The sequence below is a fragment of the Coriobacteriaceae bacterium genome, assembly GCA_025757745.1.
Taxonomy (GTDB): domain Bacteria; phylum Actinomycetota; class Coriobacteriia; order Coriobacteriales; family Coriobacteriaceae; genus Collinsella.
Genome location: CP107217.1, coordinates 1306154 through 1325935 on the forward strand (window position 1 = coordinate 1306154; position 19782 = coordinate 1325935).

The following is a 19782-nucleotide window of genomic DNA, read 5'->3' on the forward strand; positions in this document are numbered from 1 at the left end:
AGCGTGCAGATGGCTCGTTTACGCAACAGGCTTAACGTCGTCCATGACGACGTTATCCATAGCAGCCCGATTAATCTGGTGAACGTAGATAGAGAGACGGATTGCCGTGCGCGACTCCCCGTTAATGAGGATGTCGGAGAACACCGGCGCGCAGGAGACATCAAAGCCGGTCGGAATCAGAAAGCCGCGCGCAATGGCAACGGCCTTGATGGCCTGGTTGACGGCACCGGCGCCGACGCACTGAATGTTGACGGGGACGCCATCTTTGACCATGCCGGCAATGGCGCCGGCAACGGACGCGGGCGATGATTTGCTTGATACCTTCAGGCAATCCATGAAGAAACTCCTGCGTTTAAAAGTACGTTTTAACTGCAATAACTGTATCGTACCGAGCGGACTCGGTAAAGATTTTATTCCTCTTTGGCAAGATCGAACGTCACCGTGATGCGATCACGCGAAACGCGAATCTTAGGGTCGCCGCACAGATTGAGGTAATACCGGGCAGCGAGGTCGTTAAAGTCACGCTCGACCGCACGCGAAAACTGCGCCATATCATCCTTGGCGATGCGAAGGCCTCGACGGTCCTTGGCAAGATCGACGGGAGCCGGCGTATGCGAGGTGGAATCGCGCTCGCGCAGCAGGCGCGCGGTCACGCCGCGAACGGGCTTAATCTGTCCCGACAGAATACGGTGGGCAGTGCGCTCGGACATCTCGAGACCCAACCCGGAGCAGATCCGGATAAAGTCCTCGGCATCCGAGGCAAGGCCCAAACGATCGATAACCGGAAGCTCGCACTCGTCGTCGATAAAGAGCAGGCGCGACGTATCGAGACGGCTCGAAGCCTGAGCGTACAGGGTCGCAGCGATCTCGGACGAAGAGCCCAGATACACATCGCAGCAACGCAGCTCCTCAAGGGCAAACTCACAGGCCGCGCGAATGATGTTGTGGGGGCCGCGAGCACATACATAGCGGCCGTCTTCGTCTTTAACCGCCTGAGGCCAGCTCGACTGGTCGGCGCGCTCACCCAAGCGATCGGTGGCAACGCAAACCTTAAACGCGGAGCCCAAATCGACGCCCGATGTAACAACGCGTGCCTCATCCGTGTTCTGCTTGATAGAGAACAGCGCCATACCACGACCGTGAACACCCCAACGGTCCATTTTCATGCTCTCGAGCTTGGAAGTGACACGGGCATCGAAGATACGCTCCTGCATATCCTGCGGCACACCCGAACCGTTATCCAGGAAGAGGAGGGTGCGAACACCCTCCTCCTTGGTCGTGGCAAGATAGACCTTATCGGCTCCGGCATCGCGAGCATTGCGCAGCATCTCGATGACAATGTCCTCTACATGCTGAATGTCATGCTTGGCTTGACGGCGCTCGGCCTCCGAAACGCGGAGGCGGACATACCCCTCGCCAAGGTTTTCCTCGACGCGAAGGTTGCCCTCCCCCGACATCGACGCGATAAATGAGATGAGCTCGTTCGCGTCGTTCATGTTATTTAGCGATATCGACGGCACGGCTCTCGCGAATCACGACAACGCGCACCTGACCGGGATACTCCATCTCTTCCTCGATCTGATGGGCGATATCGTGCGCAAGCACCGTGGACTGGGCATCGGAGATCTTGTCCGGCTGAACCATGACATGAACCTCGCGACCGGCCTGCATGGCATAGGTACGCTCAACGCCGTCGTGAGAATTGGCAATCTCCTCGAGCTTCTCAAGGCGCTTGATGTAGTTCTCGGCCGACTCGCGGCGGGCACCGGGACGAGAAGCGGAGACAGCATCGGCGGCCTGGACCAGAACGTCGAGCACCGTGTTGGGGTCGACATCGGCATGATGGGCCTCGATCGCGTGGACGATGACAGGCTTCTCACCATAGCGGCGGGCAAGCTCGGCGCCAATGACAGCATGCGGGCCCTCAACGTCGTGGTCGATGGCCTTGCCCAGGTCGTGCAGAAGACCGGCACGCTTGGCGGTCACAACGTCCAGACCAAGCTCGGAGGCCATAACGCCGCACAGGTCAGAGACCTCAAGCGAATGCTGCAGCACGTTCTGACCAAACGAGGTGCGGTAGCGCAGAGCGCCCAGGGTCTTGACGATCTCGGGATGCAGGTCGTGGATACCGGTATCGAAGGCGGCCTGCTCGCCGGCCTCGCGCACACGCTGCTGAACCAAGTCGGCGGCCTTGTGGTACATCTCCTCGATGCGGGCGGGGTGAATACGACCGTCGGCAATGAGGTTCTCGAGCGCCACGCGGGCAGTCTCACGACGGACCGGGTCGAAGCTCGAGAGTACGACGGTCTCGGGGGTGTCGTCAATCACGAGGTTAACGCCGGACACCTGCTCAAAGGTTCGGATGTTGCGACCCTCGCGACCGATGATGCGACCCTTGAGGTCATCGGAGGGAATATGAACTGAAGTAACGGTGACCTCGGCGGTATGGTCGGCGGCGCAACGCTGAATCGCCAGGGAGAGAATCTCCTGAGCGGTCTTGTGGCACTCGGCGCGGACCTGCTGCTCGGACTCGCGGATGATGGTGGCCGCCTCGTGGGTAACCTCGCCGCGGACCTTGTCGAGCAGCTCCTTGTGAGCGTCCTCGCGCGTAAGGTCGGCAATACGCTCAAGCTCGGAGGTCTGCTTGGCGCAGAGCTCCTCAAGCTCGCGAGAGCGCTTCTCGACCTGACCGGCCTGGCTGGACAGCTGATGCTCGCGCTTATCGAGCGCATCGTTGCGACGATCAAGCGATTCCTCGCGCTGCATCACGCGATTTTCGAGCGTACGAATCTCGCTCTTACGCTGCTTGTCCTCGGCCTCGGCGGCCTGCTTGTTCTTGATGATCTCTTCCTTAGCCTCGAGCAGAGCCTCTTTTTTGAGGGTCTCGGCCTGACGCTTTGCATCACCGATCAAGGACTCTGCCTGCGCGTGTGCCGACTGAATCTTTTCGTCGGCCTCGTGAAGACCACCCTGCTTGGCGGTGCGCATGTAGGCAATGGCGGCGATGGCACCCAAAACGATGCCAACGAGCGCTGCAATGATAGGCATGCTCACTCCTTTTTATGGATTCGTTACACAGCAAAGCGAACCGTCCTTACGAACGGCTCGCGACATTTGAGTAATATGGGCGCAGCTTATGCGGGTCGGATACAGATAAACATATAAACAAACTCATCACAGATGAGCACATATCACAAAGCAAATGACGGTATTTATCCTACGTTGAACCGCAACAACTGTCAAATAAACGCACCCGGCACGGCGCCAATCGAGCGGTGAACGGCAGGGGCGTAACGAGTGCTATGCTTACACGGCACACTCCTCGCTTAAGGCATCGAGACGTGCCTTAACGGCATCGGCGGCGATGTGATACGAGAAACCTTTACCCATCAAAAACCTGACGAGCTTTTCGAATGCACGGACCTCGGGGACGCGACGTTTAGCGAGCAAGGCCGAAGCGCGGGCCAAGTCGTCATCCACGGCAAAATATGCCTCGGGATACCCGGGGATATCGTCAAGCACGACATGACGACGCTTGAGCTCAACCTCGATCTTGCGCTGTCCCCAGCCGCGACGTTTGCGCTCTTCGATAAAGTACGAGCAAAAACGGTTCTCGTCCAAAAACCGATACTCGGTCGCTCGAGCAACCGCAAAATCGATCGCGGGCTGTCGAAAGCCATAGCGAGCCAACTTATCGCGCACCTCGCCCGTGGCATGATCGCGGCGCGAAAGCATCTCGGTCACCATGGTGAGTGCACATTTGCGTTCGATAAGCTGCACCGCCTCGCGAAAGTCATCCCAATCACAGGGAAGATCGGGGCGGTTCTTAACGTACAGGCGCGCCACGCGCACGGGAATCCAAATGGAACGTTCGAAACCGCCCTCAAAATCGCAATCGATATGCGCGCAGGGCTTTTTAGACGCATAACCGCTCGAGAACGAGGAGGCCGCTTTCTTATCGGGAAAGACGACCGTGGCCTCGGTCACCGTATACGACATGTCGGCATCCGCTACTCGTCGTCATCGTCGAGCATTGCGGAGCCATCGATGGCGTACAGCTCATCAAACTCCTCGGGGGCGGGCTGGTCGGTCAACTCAACCTCCGAGGGGGCATCATCGTCATACTCAAGACCGCAGGCAAGGCGAACCTTGTGCTCGATCTCGTCAGCGCAATCGGGATGCTCGCGCAGGAACGTCTTGGCGGCCTCGCGACCATTGCCGAGCTTATCCTCGCCATAGGCAAACCAGGATCCCATCTTTTTGCAGATGCCGCACTCGACGGCCATATCCAGAATCGAGCCCTCTTTGGAAATGCCGGTGCCGTACATGATGTCAAACTCAGCCGAGCGGAACGGAGCGGCCACCTTGTTCTTAACGACCTTGGCACGCACGCGATTGCCGATAACCTCATCCTTGAGCTTGATGGTATCGATTTTGCGAATATCGATTCGCACGGAAGAGAAGAACTTGAGCGCGCGTCCGCCCGTAGTGGTCTCGGGGTTGCCGAACATGACGCCGATTTTCTCACGCAGCTGGTTAATGAAGATGCAGGTCGTGTTGGACTTGGAAAGCGAGCCGGCAAGCTTGCGGAGTGCCTGGCTCATCAAGCGAGCCTGCAGGCCCACCGTCGTATCACCGATTTCGCCCTCGATCTCGGCACGCGGAGTCAAGGCGGCAACAGAGTCGACGACGATGGCGTCGATGGCACCGGAGCGCACAAGCATATCGACGATCTCGAGCGCCTGCTCGCCCGTATCGGGCTGGGAAATTAGGACCTCATCGATATCGACGCCGATGCGCGCGGCATAGGTGGGATCAAGCGCGTGCTCGGCATCGATAAATGCAACAACGCCGCCCATGGCCTGCGCCTCTGCAAGGATCTCGAGCGAAAGCGTCGTCTTACCGGAGGACTCGGGGCCATAAATCTCGACGATACGGCCGCGCGGAACGCCGCCGATACCCAAGGCGGCATCGAGCGCCAAAGAGCCCGTCGGAATAGCCTCGACCTCGAGCTCCGGACCGCCGTCGCCATACCTCATAATAGAGCCCTGGCCGAACTTCTTCTCGATCTCGGCCTTGGTGGTGGCGATCATCTCGTCGCGCTCTTTACCCGTCGTGCGTGCATGAACGGTACGTACGGGACCTGAATTCTTGGCCATGAATAGCCCTCCTCTTAACAACCTGAAACGATAATAAACGAACGGCTGTTCGTGGTCAACCGTTCAGATTCATCATATGCACCCGACCATTCCAAAACCCGACCAAACGCCGACCAATCACCGACCAAACGCTTGACCCCACCAATCACAAATACGGGTAATCGAACAAGTTTAGGTCATGTACCAGTGCAAACACCAATACCGTTAAAGGTCCCTATCTCCACAATTAAGGGGCCCTAAAGCCCCTTAAACCACGTCTATTCCATAGAATTGAGCACGCGGACAATGCGCTCCAAAGCCTCCGCGACCGCACAGGCACGAACGCACGACCGATCGCCTTCATAGTGACAGCGCGCAGACTCGACAACCGGCGCTCCCCCATCGGCCGCGCGATACGCCCAGCCAATATAGAACGTACCGGCGGGGTCTTGCTCAGTGCCACCACCGGGCCCAGCGTAGCCCGTTGCGCTTACGGCTACATCGCTCTGATAGAGGTCCAGCGAGCCCACGGCCATCTCGCGCGCCGTCTGGTGCGACACGGCGCTAAACCGATCGAGCGTCTCCTGCTCAACACCCAGAACACGATGCTTGATCTCATCGCAATAGGTCACCGCACCGCCGCGCAGCACCGCCGAGGCGCCCGGGATATCGGCAATCGTCGAGGCGATCATACCCGCCGTCAGCGACTCAGCCGTAGAAACCGTCACGCCCCGAGCGCTCGCGCGCTCGACAATATCGCGCGCCAGCTCCTCGTTATGTGCGGAAATCTGCTCAAAAGAGTCCGTCATACCCACCAGGACCTAGACCGAAAAGACGATCTTGCGGCAGTTCCAGAAGTACTGGGCGCCCGAGATAACGGTCAGGACAACGGCAACAGCGTACAGGAAGCGTGAGACGCCATAGACACCGAGCAGCAGCGACACCGGCCCCAGCTGAAGACCGGCCATCGCAAAGACGCACAGATAGCCGCAGATAGAGACCATCGTGGTCGCCGTCTTATACTTGCCGAGCTTATCGGCAGCAACGACCACACCGGCAGCGCTCGCGACCATACGAAGGGCGCTCACCAACAGCTCACGAAACAGGATAATGAACACGGACCACACGGTCACCGCGCCAAAATCCAGGAACAGCAGCAGGGCCGAGAACACGAGCAGCTTGTCGGCGATGGGGTCCAAGAACTTGCCGAAATCGGTGATCTCGTTGCGCGAGCGCGCCAGATAGCCGTCGACCTTATCGGTGCACGACAGGATCACATACAAAATGAAGGCAGCGGCGGCGAGCGGGCCGTCGAAGGTGCTCCAATCTGTACCGGCAACACTCGTGTGAGAAAGCGCCGAGACGATCATGAACACCGGGATAAAGACGATGCGAACGCACGTCACGATGTTGGCGGGCGTCCAAACACTCGTCAGTTCCTTATTGCTCTCGTTTGCCACGACGCTCTCCTACTCCACAACATGACCGATAAGCTCATAGCAGAAGCTATCGGTAAACTCGACAGTCAGAATATCGCCCACGGACGCCTCGCTGGCGTCCAGATGCACCGCGCCATCGGAATCGGGCGCCTGGAACCAGGCGTGACCGATCAGCTCGGCGCCGTCCTCAGTCTCCTCGATGCCATCGACGATCACCTGGGCACGCTCGCCCACATGGGCTGCCGTGGCGGCAAAACCGAGCGACTCGGCCAGATCCATGGCCTCCTGGGCGCGCTCGAGCTTGACCTCCTCATCGACCTGGCCCTCCATCTTGGCGGCCAGGCTGCCCTCCTCACGCGAGTAGGCAAAGACGCTCGTGTAGTCAAAGCCGACGGTGTCCATAAAGTCGATAAGATCGCGGAACTCGTCATCGGTCTCGGTCGGGAAGCCGACCATGGCCGTGGAGCGAATCACGATGCCGGGGATGCGCTCGCGAAGGTCGCGGAACAGATCCTCGAGCTCCTGGCGCGAACCGGAGCGACGCATGGCCTTGAGGATGCGCGCGTCGCAGTGCTGCACGGGGATATCGATATAGGGCAGTACCTCGGGCGTATCGCGAATCGTCTCGATAAGCTCGTCGGTCATGCCCTCGGGCTGCAGATAGAGCACGCGGACCCAGACGTTATGCGGGCGCACAGCCTCGGCGACGGCACGCAGCAGCTGCGCCAGATTGCGCGGCGAGCCCTCGGCGAAGTCCTCGTCGGCAAAGTCGGTGCCCCAAATGCCCGTGTCCTGGCCGATCAGCACGATCTCGCGCACACCGCCGGCAACCAGGTCGCGCACCTCGGAGATAATGCTCTCGGCATTGCGCGAATGATAGCGACCGCGAATGTAGGGGATCATGCAGAAGCTGCAAAAACGATTGCAGCCATCGGAGATCTTGACGTAGGCAACGGCGCCCTCGACGGTACGCTTGACCTGCGGGATATAGGCCGCGATCTCGCGCTCGAAACCCAGCACGCCATCGATGACCGCCACGATGCCGTCCTCCTCGTCGGCCTTCACAAAGGCAGCGACCTCAGGCAGCTCGTCAGGCAGGTCATCGCCATAGCGCGACGGCACACAGCCGCACATGACGATGGGGCAGGCGCGAACACCGTCCTGAACCTCATTGGCGAGCTCGAGCGTGGTCTCGATGCTCTCGGACGTTGCGGAGGCGAGGAACGAGCATGTATTGACGATGGCGATATCGGCATCCTGCGGGTCGAATGCCTCCTCGTAGCCCGCAGCGGTCAAAAGAGAACGCATGCGGTCGGTGTCAACCTCGTTCTTAGCGCACCCGAGGGTGATGTAGAGCACGGAGCCCAAAGGTGTATCCATGTTGGAGAGCGGTCCTTTCGAATGTTATTAGCGGTAGTTGGTGAACTGCAGCGGCTGGCCGTAGTCTTGGTCGCGCAGGAACTGGATCACCGTCTGAAGCGCATCCTTAGAGGCCGAGGTAACGCGCAGTTTATCGGCCTCGATGGTCACCTTGACCTTGAGCTTTTGATCCTTGATGTCCTTATTAATCTTCTTGGCGGTCGCCTGGTCAATGCCCTCGACGATATGGCCGAGCACGCGCACGGTACCGCCCGAAGCCGCCTGCGGCGCGTCCCAAGAGACAGCCTTAAGATCGATGCCGCGCTTGATGAGCTTAGAGCTCAGCACGTCAATGATCTGCTTGGAGACAAAATCGGCCGGGGCATTGATCGTAAAGAGCTTGTCGCCCTTCGAAAGCTCGATGGTGGCGCCGGAGTCCTTGAGGTCATAGCGCTGAGAGATCTCGCGGGTGGTCTGCTGGAAGGCGTTATCGACCTCCTGCATATTGACCTCGGACACAACGTCGAAGCTGGAATCTTTAGCCATGGTTCTTCCTTTCGGTACGGGGAGCCTTAGTAGCTGTCGTACGAATAGTCATCTGAATCGTTTGCAGTCTGGCCGTCGGATGCCGTGTCGGTGCCGTCGGTAGATTGGGCGTCGGTGCCGTCGGTAGACTGGGGGTCGGTGCCGTCGGCAGTATCGGTGCCGTCGGCACTCTCGCCGTCTTCGGAGTCAGTGGTCTCCTTCTTGGGAACGGTAATGGTCACGCGCGCCACGCCCGATGTCTTGGTGTCGTAGCGAACCTTTTCACCGTTCTTGGTAACCGTAACATCGGAGGGCTTGGACGTGGTGATCTCGATCGAGGACTCGGGCGTGTACTCCTGCTCAAAGGGACCGGTTGCCTGGGCGCCAAAGACCGATTTACCGTCGACCTTGACCTCGATCCAGGCGGTCTTGCCCTTGGCAACGGAGACCTTGACCTTGATGACCTCGTCCTCTTTCTTTTTCGCGTTCGCCTTGGCGGCATCGGAATCGGCAGAATCCGTCGCCTCGTCGGTGCCTTCATCCTCGTCAACAGATTCGGTCTTCTTGGAAGACTTCTTGGTCGTCGTCTTGGTGGCCGCGGGCGTCTCGGGCGTCGACTCGGGTGCAGAAGAGCCACAGCCACGCAGGAGGACCACGATGAGCAGAATCAACAAAAGCGCCACGGCACCGATGCCGGCGTAGATGATGCGCGGATCGAGTCCGTTGTTCTGGGAGACGCGCCCGCCGCTGCGTGCGCGACTGGAGCCGCCTCGCCCATTCCCCTGCGGCATACGGCCGCGACCGCTATCGGGACGACCACGATAGCCGCCTTGGCTCTGCGAGCCGCGCTGGCCAGAACGCGGCGCAAGCTCGCCACGGTTCTGATAGCCACGCTGGCCAGAGCGAGGCGCCGAAGAGCGCTGCCCGTAAGGCTGCGATTGCGAACGGAGGCGCGGCGTCACCTGCGTGGTATCGGCGTCGGCGTAACCACCGTGGGAACGCCCGGCAGAAACTCCGCGATAACCACGACCGGAGTAGCCACCGTCGCCGTAACCGGCGCGGGGATCGCGACTCAACCCGCGAGCGGCGGGAAGCGCACGGTCATCAGGCATGGGCGTACTGCGAAAGCGATCTCGCTGAGAACGAATCTCCTCGCTGGAGCCCGTCTCGGTGATATAGCCCGCCTGCGGAGGGCGCTGGCCGTACCGCGTCGAGCGACCACCCTGAACCATCAGAAAGCGTCCGTTATCGACAGACGAACGCGAGTTAACGTAGCCGGCAGCATCCTGAAAACGACCGCCCTGCTGCGAGGTCTCGCGTTCATATGCCATGAGGTCATCAAAATAAGCGTTGACGACCTCGCGCGGGTTAAGCCCCAAATAGCGAGCATAGCTCGAAATCATGCCCTGCGCATAGCCGCGCGGGGGCATCGATGCAAAGTTACCGGTCTCGAAAAACTCGATGATCTGCGGCCTGATTTTGATGGTGTTGGCGACCTGCTGGATGGAAAGGCCCATCCGGCGACGCTGCTCGAGCAGCATGTCACCAAAGCGTGCAGCCATCAGAATCCTCCAAACTCACGATCTTCACGTGCCATCTCGGCGTCGACAGACTCCAACGCGGCGAGCCCCTCCTCGTCCAACAGGACCTCGCGCGGCTTGGAACCATCGGGCGGGCCGACGACACCCTTTTCTTCCAGCATGTCCATAATACGCCCGGCGCGCGCATAGCCAACCTTGAGGCGGCGTTGCAGTCCAGATGTGGAGCCCAGCTGCGATTCCACCACAATATGGGCGGCCTCCCAGATAAGCGGGTCGTCATCTTGCGGATCGGCAACGCCCGTGCGAACAATGCCGCCACCAGCCATGGACATGGAAGCGGGCGCCACGGCAGACAGAATCTCCTCATGGTAGTCGGGCTCGCTTTGCGACTTAACGAACTCGACGATCTCGTTGATCTCGTCGTCCGAGACAAAACAGCCCTGGATACGGCGGGGTTTGCCCCAGTCGACCTTGGAGAACAGCATGTCGCCTAAACCGGTGAGCTTTTCGGCGCCCATCTGATCGATGATGACGCGGGAATCGATACCCGTAGCCACGTTAAAGGCGATACGGTTGGTGATGTTGGCCTTGATAAGGCCCGTCACCACATTGGAGCTGGGGCGCTGCGTAGCCACGATAAGGTGAATACCGGCGGCACGACCCAGCTGGGCGATACGGACGATCGAGGCCTCGACATCCTTGCCGGCGACCATCATCAGGTCCGAAAGCTCGTCGATGATGATGACCAGATAGGGCATCTTTTGCGGCGGGTTATCGTAATGCTCAAACTCGCCGGCGGCCTGCTTTTCGTTATAGGTCGAGATCTTGCGAACGTTGAGGCGCTCGAAGACCTTCAGGCGACGCTCCATCTCGGACACGGCCCACTGCAGCGCACTGGCCGCCTGCTTGGGCTCGGTCACCACGGGCACGTAGAGATGAGGCAGGCCGTTATAGCCCGCAAGCTCGACGCGCTTGGGGTCGACCATGATCAGGCGAACGTCCTCGGGAAGGGCGCGCATGAGCAGCGTCGTGATGATGGAGTTGATCATGACCGACTTACCCGAACCGGTGGTGCCGGCGATCAGCAGGTGGGGCATTTTGGCGAGGTCGGCGACAACCGGCGTGCCCTCGGCATCGCGACCGATGGCAAGCTCGAGCGGACCGCCCTTCACATAGGGAAGCACGTCGCCCAGGTTGACGTTCTGACGCTTACGATTGGGAATCTCGATACCAACGAGCGAGGTGCCAGGTATCGGCGCGAAGATGCGCACCGACTGGGCGGCAAGCGAAAGCGCGATATCGTCCTCGAGGCTCGAGATCTTGCTCACGCGCTCGCCCTCACCGGGCTGTAGCTTAAAGGTCGTGACCGTGGGGCCGGCAATCCAGCCGACAACGCGGGCGCTACGGCCAAACTCAAGCAAGGTGGACTGCAACGACTCGGCAGTCTGTTCCAGCTCCTTATCAGAAGACGCGGAGGACGCCGACTGCGGGTTGGCGTGCAGGATTTCGAGCGGTGGGAGCTTGAGGCCGTCCTCTTGTTCACCCTCGGCATCGGCAACGGTACCGTTCGCTCCCCCATCGCCGGCTGCAACAGGAACAGCAGAAGCCGTAGAGCTGGAGGCATCGGCAACCTTGGGATGCTTCAGGAAATCGGGGATCTGAGGAGCTGCCGAAACGGGATTCACGGCAAACGGCGGTTCGGACTCATCAGCCTTGTCCGGGTCGTCTTCCATCGAAAACTGTCCGGTGACCTGTCCTGCCTTGGCACGGCGACGCGGCAGCAAGGTTGTCTTGGCGGTCTCGAGCGGAGTCTCGTCGTCCTCGTCATCGCCCTCGGTGAGTTCGATTTCGCTATCGGACCAAGACGGGTCGGGCTCGCTCGTGTTGAACTTGGGCGCGGCCTTGCCCTTCTTGGCATGGCGACGCGGCAGCAGCGTGGTCTTGGCTCGCTCGGCCTCCACGGCCTCGGACACGTCGACAAACGGGTCATCGTCCTCGTCGTCATCCAAAACAGGATCAACATCACCACCCATGACCGTGGTCACGGCGGCGTCAGTTCCCTTCTGGCGCAGAATGCTCAGGTGCGGACGGGCGACACCGGGAACCGACAGGGCCTCTTCATCGCCCCACGGGCTCGCATTGACATCGGCACGACGGCGCTCGGCAAAATCGGCAGCGCGATCGCGTGCGGAGCGCAAAACGCCGCCCACCGAAAAGCCAATAATGACCAAACCTACGACGACAAGCCCCAACAAGACAACCATGGCGATGGGTTTACCCAGGGCGTTTTGCAAGGTACTTGCGATAAAGGCGCCAATGTAGCCGCCCGACGCGGAAAGGTTCTGCGGCGTAAACATAAGGTCGCACGAGTCGGTCGTACCCGGCACCAACAGCGACAGGATAGAGACAATGGCCACAAAGACTACGGCGCCGCCCGCAACCGAGCGAATATTGAGCGGCGAGTCCTCACCCAAAAAGAGTGTAGCGGCAAACAGCAAGATGACGATCGGCAGCACGTAGGCGCCCAGGCCAAAGCCAAGGTGGTAGAAACCGGCAACCGCAGCTGTCACGGGCGCCGTTGCCGGGGAAATCACGGCGATAAAGGACGCAATCGCCAAAACGGCAATGACCACGCCGGCGATATCGCGATTGGCCGAAGGCTCGACCAAGGGCTCGAACTCATCGAACTCCGACTCGTGGCCCTGATTGGCACGCAGATGGGAACCGGCACCCTTAGCAGATGCCGGTTGGTTACTGGCCTTATTGCCTTTGGCGTTTTGTGCAGATCCGCGCGCCAAACTAAACCTCCATGACGACCGGGATGATCATCGGACGGGTGCGCGTGCGGCTCCAGATAAAGTTGGAGAGCGAATCGCGCACGGCCTTGCGAATGGCATCGGAGCCACTGCTGGTAAAGCTAAACTTGCCCTTCTCGATCGTCTTCATGATGGCTGCTGAGGCATCCTCGGAGAACTGGTCGTCGATGGCAAACGAAACACCGCGGCCCGAGAACTCGATAGCCTCGATCTTCTTATGCTTGAGCGAGACGATGGCAACGGCCGTGACCATACCGTCGTTGGCGAGCTTTTGGCGATCGCGCAGGACGATGGGGTCGGTGTCGCCGATGCGCAGACCGTCAACATAGACGACGCCGGACTCGACAGGCGTACCGCGCTTGACGATACCGCCACGCATCTCGAGCGTGTCGCCGTTATCGAGGATAAAGATGTGATCATCCTTAATGCCCATCTTACGGGCAAGCTGGGCATGGGCACGCAGATGCACGGCCTCGCCGTGAACCGGCATAAAGTAGGTGGGCTTGGCCATGGCCATCAGAAGCTTGAGCTCCTCCTGGCTGCCGTGGCCCGAGACATGGACGAGGGCACGATTCTTATCCCACACGTCGCAGCCGAGCTTTGCCAGGCTGTTGACGACCTGCTGCACGGCCTTCTCGTTGCCAGGAACGGGCGTAGCGGACAGGATGACGGTATCGCCCTCGTGGATGGAGAGCGTCTTGTGCTCGCCGTTGGCCATGCGGGACAGGGCCGACAGCGGCTCGCCCTGCGAACCGGTGCACATGACGACGATCTTGTCGTCGGGTAGGTTATCGATATCAAAGGCATCGAGGATATCGGCATCGTCGATGTTGAGGTAGCCAAGCTCGCGCGCCACGCGAGTGTTGGTGAGCATGGAACGTCCTGTCACGACGACCTTGCGGCCGCACTTGCGGGCAGCGTCGCAGATCTGCTGCAGGCGATGGATGTGGCTCGAGAACGACGCGACGAACACGCGGCCCGGGGCGTTCTTGATGGCATGCAGCAGGTTGGGGCCAACCTCGGCCTCGGACTTAGTAAAGCCGGGAACCGTGGCGTTGGTGGAGTCGGAAAGCAGCAGGTCGATACCCTGCTTGGCAAAGCGGCTGATGGCGGCATAGTCGGGCGTGACGCCGTCGATGGGCGTCTGGTCGAGCTTAAAGTCGCCCGTGTGCATAACGGTGCCCTGGTTGGTGCGAATAAACACGCCCAAAGCACCCGGAATGGAGTGCGTCATGGAGAAGAAATCGAGCGAGATGCCACCGAGATTGACGTGGCTGCCGCCCTTGACCTCACGGAACTTGGGCGCGCGAATGCGGAACTCGGAGAGCTTACCCTCGATAAAACCGAGCGTCAGCTTGCTCGAGAAGATGGGCACCTTGTTGTTGAGGTCCTGCAGCAGGTACGGAAGCGAACCGGTGTGGTCCTCGTGGCCGTGGGTGACGACGATGCCGCGGAGCTTCTCCTCGTTCTCCAGGACATAGGTGTAGTCGGGAAGCACCAGGTCGATACCGGGCTGGGAGTCGTCGGGGAACATGAGGCCGGCGTCGACGAGCACCATGTCGTCGCCGCACTCGAAGACCGTCATGTTCTTGCCGATGCCGTCAAGGCCGCCGAGCGGAATGATCTTCAAGGGAGATGATTTTTTAGCTGCCATAGGTTCGTGTGGTTTCCTTTCTTCGAAACGGGTCTGGAACAACCGACGGGGCGCTTCTGGCAAACCGACCGCCGGGAACGTACAAACATGCATCGCAGAGTCGATGCAGTAACCACATCATCATACCCAATTGTCCATCAACAGACCACCCATGCATCAAAGCCCCATCTGAACCTGTGTATCCCGCCGGTCTGGGCTCAGCGGCCCCGGCACGGGCTAAGTTTCCTGCTCTACAGTCCTGCTCACGACGGAGGCCACATTAAGTGGCCTCCTGTTCGTGCGGAACTCGCGATAAACTTAGCCCGTGCCGGGGCCGCTGAGCCCAGACCTGCCAATAAAGGACAGGTTTATTTAAGTAGGTTTTATCTGGGGAAATGCTGCTGCATCTCTCTACAGATCCGAAATCTGACTGCTGAATAGACTGTCTAACTCAATGGCGAGCGGCACTAACTAGCCCTTTTGCTTGCGCCCGGGAGGGGCGCATATGAAGTTTATCGCAAGTTCCGCACGCAAAGGAAAGCACTTAATGTGCTTTCCGTCTTGCGCAGGACTGTAGAGCAGGAAACTTCATATGCGCCCCTCCCGGGCGCAAGCAAAAGGGCGACCCCTGTCCGGAGTCGCCCTTGTTGAGCTGCTTATGTGTAACTGTTACTCGGCGTCGTGGTGACGGCGGGGCTTGCGGCCTCCGTTGTCGCCGGGACGGCGCGGACGGTCGCTGCGCTCGGAGCGCTCGCGACGCGGACGCTCACGGCGCTGGAAGTGCTCGCCATCGCCCTCGGAGGCACCCTCGGCGCGAGCCGGTGCCTCGGGCTTGTCCAGACGGTCGAGCGAGATCTTGCCGCGATCGTCGACCTCGATGACGACGACCTTGACCTCGTCGCCCACGTTGAGAACGTCCTCGACCTTCTCCACGCGGCCCTTGGCGACGCGGGAGATGTGCAGCAGGCCGTCCTTGCCAGGCAGCAGGTTGACGAAGGCGCCGAAGGGCTGGATGGAGACCACGCGACCGGTGTACTCCTCGCCCGGCTCGGGAACCTTGATGATGAGCTTGATGCGCTCGACGGCCTGGTCGACGGACTCGCCGGTGCCGCCGACAAAGACGGTGCCATCCTCCTGGATGTCAACCGAAGCGCCGGTCTCGTCCTGGATACCGCGGATGACCTTGCCGCCGGAGCCGATGACGTCGCGAATCTTATCGGTCGGAACCTGGATAGAGACGATACGCGGAGCGGTGCTGCGCGTGGTGTGGCGCGGCTCGGGGATCACATCGAGCATCTTCTGCAGGATGAAGGCGCGACCTTCCTTGGCCTGCTGCAGGGCGCGGGCCAGGATGTCGAAGGTAAGACCGGTGGCCTTGTTGTCCATCTGCAGGGCGGTGATGCCCTCGGTGGTACCGGTGACCTTAAAGTCCATGTCGCCCAGGAAGTCCTCGAGACCCTGGATATCGGACAGGACCACGGTCTTGCCCTCCTCCTGGATCAGGCCCATGGCGATACCGGAGACCGGGCGCTTAATGGGCACGCCGCCGTCCATAAGGGCGAGCGTGGAACCGCAGGTCGAAGCCATCGAAGAGGAACCGTTGGACTCCATGACCTCGGAGACGACGCGGATGGCGTAGGGGAACTCGTTCTCGTCGGGGAGCACCGGAAGCAGAGCGCGCTCGGCCAGGTTGCCGTGGCCGATCTCGCGGCGCTTGGGGCTGCCCATGCGGCCGGTCTCGCCGGTGCAGAACGGCGGGAAGTTGTAGTGGTGCATGTAGCGCTTGCCCTCGGTGGGCTCGATGGTATCCAGACGCTGACCCTCGTTGAGCATGCCGAGCGACAGGACGGAAAGCACCTGGGTCTGGCCGCGCTGGAACAGGCCGGAGCCGTGAACAAGCGGCAGGTAGTTGTCCTTCACCATGATGGGGCGAATCTCGTCGGCAGCACGGCCGTCGACGCGCTCGCCGGTCTCGACGACCATGGTGCGCATGGCCTTCTTCTCGAGCTTCTTGAGCGCCACGGGGATCTCGCGCTCCCAAGCGGCCTGCTCCTCCTCGGTGAACTCGGCACGGATGGACTCCTTCAGAGCCTCGACCTTACCGATACGAGAGAGCTTGTCGGCGTCGCGCAGGGCAGCAGCCATCTCGTCGTAGTGGGCAAAGATGCGCTCCTGGACCTCCTCGACGGGCTGATCGAGCGGGTACTCCTTCTTGACGATAGCGCCGTTGACCTGCTCCCACTCGGCGACAAACTCGTCCTGAGCCTGGCAGAAGGCAGCAAGAGCCTCCTGGCCAAACTTCATAGCGGCGAGCATGTCGTCCTCGGAGATCTCCTCGGCGCCGGCCTCGACCATCGAGATGAAGTCGGCAGAGCCGCCCAGCTCCAGGTCCAGGTCGGAGTTCTCGCGCTCCTCATAGGTGGGGTTGACGATAAACTCGCCGGTCTCCACGTTGCGGCCGATGCGCACGCAGGCAAGCGGACCCTCGAAGGGCACGCCGCCGAGCGTCATGGCCAGAGAAGCACCCATGACGTTGATGACGTCGAAGGGGTTGACCTGGTCAGCGACGAGCGAGGTGGCGACGATGTGCACCTCGTTGCGGAAGCCGTCCGGGAAGCTCGGGCGGATCGGGCGGTCGATCATACGGGCCGTGAGCGTGGCCTTCTCGCTGGGACGGCCCTCACGCTTGAGGTAGCCACCCGGGATGCGGCCGGCGGCGTACATCTTCTCGTTGAAGTCGACGGTCAGCGGGAAGAAGTCGTAGTTCTTACGCTCCTTGGAGACGACCACGGTGTCGAGCATCGTGGTGTCGCCCTGCTTGACCAGACAGGCGCCGGTGGCCTGCTTGGCAAGCTCGCCGGACTCAAAGGTGTAGGTCTTGCCGTACAGCTCAAAGGTCTTGGATACGAGTGTCATTGTTCTCCTTTACCCCACAGGCCCCTTGCCTGCGGGCTTCTCATGTGACGCGGGCCCCCTGCCCCCGCCACGCTTCAGAGCGTGAGTGTTCACGCCCTTACACAAAAAGAGCGCCCCGCTGCGCAGGACGCTCTTAGCATGTACAAATCCTTACTGGATGTTGTCGCGGATGCCCAGAGCCTTGATGAGCTCACGGTACTCGACGATGTCGTTCTTCTTGATGTAGGAGAGAAGACGACGACGACGGCCGACGAGCATGAGCAGACCACGACGGGTGTGGAAGTCCTTCTGGTGGGACTTCATGTGCTCGGTCAGCTCCTTGATGCGCTCGGACAGGATGGCGACCTGAACCTTGGGGTTACCGGTGTCGACCGGGGTGTTACCGAACTGGGCAGTCAGCTCCGCCTTGCGCTCTTTGGAAACAGTCATTGTTTCACCTTTCGTTTTACGTCGCCCGCGGGCGACTCGATTCGCCTCGGACTGGGAAGCCGCCGGTGGAGCGAGCAACCAAGGTCGAGGTACCAACAGGTCGGTATGTTACCACAAGCAGCCTGTGCCTGCGCATCATCACCGACCCAACATGAATTCCATCGCACGGAGCCGCTGATCGGTATGTGTTGCCGCCCAGACATGCGAAAGCCCGAGCAAAAACGCCGCAGTATGCGGGTCGATCCTTTGATCCATAAGCTCGTCGAAGGTCATGGACATGAGGGCGCGCAGCCACGCGACCTCACCGGTCGACACCAGCTCGGCACCCGGAACGCTCGACGCGCACGACCCGCACATGAGCCCGCCCGCCCGGGGCGAAAAATACGACAGCATGGGGTCTCCGCACAGCACGCAGGCCGAAAAATCGGGTCGATAGCCAACGTGCGACAGCAGCTTAAAGACATATGCCGCCACAAGTAGATCCATATGCGCCGTGTCGAGCCCGCTGCCCACCAGGGCAAGCGCTCGCTGCGTTATGGCAAAGGTATACGGGTCCTCGGCGTCCTCGAACGAGCACACGCGCGCAACCTCGGCAATCGCGCTTGCGGCACAGGTCGTCTCGTAATCGGGCGCAGCGCCGAGCGGCGCCTCCATAAGCTCGGCCTGGGAAACCACGTCGAGCGACCGTCCATGCGCGAGCAGCATATCGACGGTGCAGAACAGCTCGCAGCGCGCAGCAAGGCGCCCACCGGGTTTGCGGGCGCCCTTTGCCACGGCGCGAACCTGCCGACCCCGCTCGTCAAGCATCGTCAAGATCAGGTCCGTCTCTTTGAGCTTCGTCTTATCGAGGACGAGCACCTTCGTGCGATATGTCCGGGAGCCTGCCATGCGCGCCGCGCGTCCTTAGTCCTCGGCGTTGTAGCCAAAGCGGCGAATCTGGGCCTCGTCGTCACGCCAGCCGGCCTTGACCTTCACGTCCAGCTCCAAAAAGACCTGCGTGCCAAAGATGCGCTCAAGATCGCGACGGGCGTCGATACCGATATGTTTGATCATCTCGCCGCCCTTGCCGATGATGATGCCCTTTTGCCCCTCGCGCTCGACGTAAATGGTGGCGTGCATGCGCAGCACCTTCTTGGTCTGCTCGAGCGCATCGCAGATCACGCCAACGGAGTGCGGGATCTCATCACGGGTGCGGCGCAAGACCTTCTCGCGCACAAACTCGGCAACGAGCGTCTCGTCGGAAGCGTCGGTACCCATGTCCTCGGGGAACCAACGCGGACCCTCGGGCAAAAAGCGTGCAACGGTCTCGATAAACGCATCGACGTTGAAGTTCTTGACCGACGACGTCACGATCTCATCGTCATATTCCATGAGCTCGTGGGCGGCCTTAAGCTGCTCCATGACCTGTGCGGGGTCGGCCTCATCGGCCTTGGTGAGCACCAGGACCTTCTTGGAACGGGCGTTTTTGACGCGCTCGGCAACCCAGGCGTCTCCCCTGCCGATCGGCTTGGTGGCATCAATCAAAAACGCGACGACATCGACATCGTTCAGTTCGAACAACGCGCTCTTGTTGAGCTCGGACCCCAGGCCGTCCTTGGGCTTGTGGATACCCGGGGTATCGACAAAGACCAGCTGGTAACCGGGACGATTGACGACGGCGCGCATGCGGCGGCGGGTCGTCTGGGCCACCGGCGAGGTGATGGCAACCTTTTTGCCATAGCAGGCGTTGAACAGCGTGGACTTGCCGGCGTTGGGGCGGCCGACCAGCGCCACGAAGCCGCTGCGGAAACCAGGCTCAACGTCGCCAAAGCCCGCGAGGCTGTCGCCCTCGTCGCACAGGGCGTCGAGTTCCTCGTCGCTCATGCCCTCAAACGGATCGAACTCCTCGACATCCTCATAGGCATCGTTCGCTTCGGCATCCACCGCATCCAGGGACTCGTCGTCCAGAGTTTCATCGATAAGCTGCATATTGTCGGACATGAAAAT

16 protein-coding genes are annotated in these 19782 nt (G+C 60.5%); all 16 read right to left on the minus strand.

What is annotated here, in order from left to right; translation table 11 throughout:
- Positions 1-18: 18 nt before the first annotated feature.
- Entirely contained in the window at positions 19-336 is a 318-nt protein-coding gene (locus OGM60_05605; GenBank protein ID UYI98380.1) for a stage V sporulation protein S, read from the minus strand.
- A gap of 74 nt (positions 337-410) precedes the next feature.
- Entirely contained in the window at positions 411-1496 is a 1086-nt protein-coding gene (locus tag OGM60_05610) for an ATP-binding protein (protein ID UYI98381.1), read from the minus strand.
- A 1-nt stretch (position 1497) separates the two neighbouring features.
- Positions 1498-3048, minus strand: a complete 1551-nt coding sequence (gene rny, locus OGM60_05615; GenBank protein UYI98382.1) for a ribonuclease Y — start codon at positions 3046-3048, stop codon at positions 1498-1500.
- 258 nt (positions 3049-3306) lie between these two features.
- Positions 3307-3999: a recombination regulator RecX gene (locus OGM60_05620; GenBank protein UYI98383.1), complete on the minus strand. Its 693-nt coding sequence runs from the start codon at positions 3997-3999 to the stop codon at positions 3307-3309.
- A gap of 11 nt (positions 4000-4010) precedes the next feature.
- Positions 4011-5093, minus strand: coding sequence for a recombinase RecA (gene recA, locus OGM60_05625; protein ID UYJ00159.1), 1083 nt, complete (start codon positions 5091-5093; stop codon positions 4011-4013).
- Between the two features lie 323 nt (positions 5094-5416).
- Positions 5417-5947, minus strand: a complete 531-nt coding sequence (locus OGM60_05630) for a CinA family protein (GenBank protein ID UYI98384.1) — start codon at positions 5945-5947, stop codon at positions 5417-5419.
- Between the two features lie 12 nt (positions 5948-5959).
- Positions 5960-6598: a CDP-diacylglycerol--glycerol-3-phosphate 3-phosphatidyltransferase gene (gene pgsA, locus OGM60_05635; GenBank protein ID UYI98385.1), complete on the minus strand. Its 639-nt coding sequence runs from the start codon at positions 6596-6598 to the stop codon at positions 5960-5962.
- A 9-nt stretch (positions 6599-6607) separates the two neighbouring features.
- The gene (rimO, locus tag OGM60_05640) at positions 6608-7957 is read right to left on the minus strand and encodes a 30S ribosomal protein S12 methylthiotransferase RimO (GenBank protein UYI98386.1); all 1350 of its coding nucleotides are present in this window, start codon (positions 7955-7957) and stop codon (positions 6608-6610) included.
- Positions 7958-7984: 27 nt separating this feature from the next.
- On the minus strand, positions 7985-8482 hold the full coding sequence (locus tag OGM60_05645; GenBank protein ID UYI98387.1) for a YajQ family cyclic di-GMP-binding protein: 498 nt from the start codon (positions 8480-8482) through the stop codon (positions 7985-7987).
- A 26-nt stretch (positions 8483-8508) separates the two neighbouring features.
- Positions 8509-10023 carry a helix-turn-helix domain-containing protein gene (locus OGM60_05650; protein ID UYI98388.1) on the minus strand — a complete coding sequence of 505 codons (1515 nt, stop codon included), beginning with the start codon at positions 10021-10023 and terminating at the stop codon, positions 8509-8511.
- Positions 10023-12800 carry a DNA translocase FtsK gene (locus OGM60_05655; protein UYI98389.1) on the minus strand — a complete coding sequence of 926 codons (2778 nt, stop codon included), beginning with the start codon at positions 12798-12800 and terminating at the stop codon, positions 10023-10025. The genes OGM60_05650 and OGM60_05655 overlap by 1 nt, the downstream gene beginning before the upstream one ends.
- Position 12801: 1 nt before the next feature.
- Positions 12802-14472 (minus strand): ribonuclease J, encoded by a 1671-nt coding sequence (locus OGM60_05660; GenBank protein ID UYI98390.1) that lies wholly within the window; start codon positions 14470-14472, stop codon positions 12802-12804.
- 648 nt (positions 14473-15120) lie between these two features.
- Positions 15121-17367 carry a polyribonucleotide nucleotidyltransferase gene (locus OGM60_05665; protein ID UYI98391.1) on the minus strand — a complete coding sequence of 749 codons (2247 nt, stop codon included), beginning with the start codon at positions 17365-17367 and terminating at the stop codon, positions 15121-15123.
- A 150-nt stretch (positions 17368-17517) separates the two neighbouring features.
- Positions 17518-17796 (minus strand): 30S ribosomal protein S15, encoded by a 279-nt coding sequence (rpsO, locus tag OGM60_05670; protein UYI98392.1) that lies wholly within the window; start codon positions 17794-17796, stop codon positions 17518-17520.
- A gap of 138 nt (positions 17797-17934) precedes the next feature.
- Positions 17935-18684 (minus strand): DNA repair protein RecO, encoded by a 750-nt coding sequence (gene recO / locus OGM60_05675; GenBank protein UYI98393.1) that lies wholly within the window; start codon positions 18682-18684, stop codon positions 17935-17937.
- Between the two features lie 15 nt (positions 18685-18699).
- Positions 18700-19776 carry a GTPase Era gene (era, locus tag OGM60_05680; GenBank protein UYI98394.1) on the minus strand — a complete coding sequence of 359 codons (1077 nt, stop codon included), beginning with the start codon at positions 19774-19776 and terminating at the stop codon, positions 18700-18702.
- Between the last annotated feature and the right edge of the window lie 6 nt (positions 19777-19782).